This is a genomic window from Streptomyces alkaliphilus (assembly GCF_014141535.1).
Taxonomy (GTDB): domain Bacteria; phylum Actinomycetota; class Actinomycetes; order Streptomycetales; family Streptomycetaceae; genus Streptomyces; species Streptomyces alkaliphilus.
This window is the reverse complement of record NZ_VKHT01000802.1, coordinates 1-2,370: the sequence shown is the minus strand read 5'-3', so window position 1 is coordinate 2,370 and position 2,370 is coordinate 1. Positions and strand designations below refer to the sequence as shown.

The 2,370-nt window shown below is 71.6% G+C and carries 2 protein-coding genes and 1 pseudogene; 2 read left to right on the top strand and 1 reads right to left on the bottom strand.

The genetic code is table 11. The features are described 5' to 3' along the window. Window positions 1-644: 644 nt before the first annotated feature. Window positions 645-1,175: an Asp23/Gls24 family envelope stress response protein gene (locus tag FNQ90_RS19925; RefSeq protein WP_182607620.1), complete on the bottom strand. Its 531-nt coding sequence runs from the start codon at window positions 1,173-1,175 to the stop codon at window positions 645-647. A 414-nt stretch (window positions 1,176-1,589) separates the two neighbouring features. Between FNQ90_RS19925 and FNQ90_RS19920 the strand changes: the two genes are divergently transcribed. Both FNQ90_RS19920 and FNQ90_RS27615 read left to right on the top strand, forming a co-directional pair. Beyond that, window positions 1,590-2,162, top strand: coding sequence for an RNA polymerase sigma factor (locus tag FNQ90_RS19920; RefSeq protein ID WP_182607619.1), 573 nt, complete (start codon window positions 1,590-1,592; stop codon window positions 2,160-2,162). After that, window positions 2,153-2,370, top strand: a pseudogene (locus FNQ90_RS27615) (hypothetical protein); the annotation flags it as partial. The gene FNQ90_RS19920 and the pseudogene FNQ90_RS27615, both read left to right, overlap by 10 nt.

Here is a 2,370-nt window from a genome sequence, read left to right as displayed (position 1 = left end):
GGAGGAGCCCGTCCCGGTCCCGGGATCCCGGGCGCCACTCCCCTCGTGATCACCGCTCACGACCGCTCCTCGTCACATCACCCGCGGTTCCGCGGTGCCACCGGGTCTCGCGTGCGCGGCCCCGCCTCATCTTTACCGACGGAATCCGGTGAACGGTTTCCGTGTGCCCCGTCACGCCACCGTCCCGGGAGTCGGGGCCCCGGGAGCGTTGTTCCGGGAACGAGGCGACCGATCACGGTCTTCCGACCGTGGACGAGAGGCATCAACGCCGACCCCCTTCGGGCGTATGCCCGGAGGAACCGCGTGGCTCCCCCCTTCCGACGCTTCTTCGGAGGGTTGTCCGGCGTGCCCTTCCACCGGCAGCCACTCAACCCGAACCGGCGTGCGCCCCGGGCGTGCCCCGGGTGTCCGGTCCGCGCCTCGTCTCGGGGACATCGGCCGAGGCGGCGGCTTCCCGTCGGCCCTCCCCCGGGACCGCCCGCCCTCACCCCGGCCGGTCCCGGGGGCCACCCACATCCTTCCGGGCCCCCGGCGGGGACACCGTGCTGCTCCCCGACGCCCACGGAGGGAGGGAAAACCCTCGTGCCCACCGAATTTCACCGGACCGCCCGTCGGTGGAACCGTCCCGCCCGGGCGGAACCGCCTCACATCACCCGCACATCCGGCTCCGGTTCGATGATCTCCTCCTCGGGGAGACGCACGTCCTCCACCATGATGTTGACTTCCACGACCTCGAGTCCCGTCATGCGCTCCAGGGCCAGGATCACGTTCTCCCGGACCGCGGTCGTCACCTCCGGTATGGAGAGGCCGTACTCGACCACCACGTTGAGATCGATCGCGGTCTGTCGCTCGCCCACCTCGACCCTCACGCCCCGGGAGACACCTTCGCGATCCCCCGTCAAGCGGTGACGCAGCGCTCCGACGCGGTTGAATCCTCCCGCCGGGGCCGTCACCCCGGGAACCTCGCGGGCCGCCATGCCGGCGATCTTCTCCACCACGGCGGCGGCGATCGTGGTCCGTCCCCGCACGGCCGTGGGCCTCCTGGACCCGGTGGACCCCGCCCCGATCGACGCCCCAGGCGACTCGTCCGTACGCCGGCTCATCGGGCGGGCCGGCGGAACGGTGATGTCCGCCGGGGCCACGGCGTCGGCGGGGCTCTTCGTTTCCGTTGTCATCGTCTTGCCTCTCCTGTCGTTCCCGGGTGGCGCGAAGCCCCGGGCCGTCCCGGCCCGGAGTCGGGCGGGGTTACCGGTGGGGCCGCACATGTCCGGCCCCACCGCCGAAGCGGGGCCTCCCCTCACCGCTTTCCCCGTCCAGGGGCGGACCACCTTCCGGCCGGCGGTGTAATCCCGTGCGCCGCCCCGTCTCCCGCCCCGTCTCCCGCCATCTCCTGTCCGGTCTCTCACTCCTTGGACACCCCCACCGACGGATCGTCACGCGCAGTCTCCCGAATCGCTCCGAATATCCCTCTGTCGGGTGGGCGGGGCAGAGGCGGTTCAGGCGATCGGGTGAAGTGTCACACCCGGGCGTGAGGAACGGATCTTCCCGGTGTCCAAAGGGGAAACGAGGGTTCGTTGAAAGGAGAAGCCGTGTTCCGCGACCACGACGCGTCCCCCCGGCAGCCGGTCGAGGACGCCCGCCTGGTGGCCGATGCGGTGAAAGGGAATCAGGCGGCGTTCGAGACTTTGGTGCGCCGCCACACCCCGGAGCTCCTCCGGCTGGCCGGTCGGCTGGTGGGCCCGGTCGGGGATCCCGAGGACATCGTTCAGGAGGCGTTCGTGACGGCATGGCGCGGGTTGCCAGGGTTCCGGGGCGAGTCGACATTCCGCACCTGGATGTTCCGCATCGTCACCAATCGTTGCCTCAACCACATCAGGGCACGTCCACCCCTGACCGGGACCCGGGTCGGCCCCGAGACGATCCCGGCCCACGGGTACGGCTCACCGGCTCGTACCACGGAGGCGGGGGCGGCCATACGGGATCTGCTCGGCGCACTCGGCCGATTGCCCGCGGATCAGAGGGCGTGCTGGGTCCTGCGCGAGTTGCACGGCTTGTCGTATGAGGAGATCGCCCGGGTCGTAGGGGCGGGGAGCCCCACCGTCCGGGGTCGTATCCACCGGGCTCGACGCATGTTGACGGAGGAGATGAGCGCATGGCGATGACACCCCACCCGGCCGAATCCGCCGGGAACGACGGATCCCGCGCGGCCACCGGCACGCCCTCTCATCCGGGGACCCCCGATTCCCCCGACGTCCCGGCACTTCGTCCGGACCCCTCCCCCGGGGGTGACCGGGAGGAGGCCCTCCTGCATACCGGCCGTCCGGGGGTCGCCGGGGACCCACCGGTGGGGGCAGGGCTGCCCCCCACCTC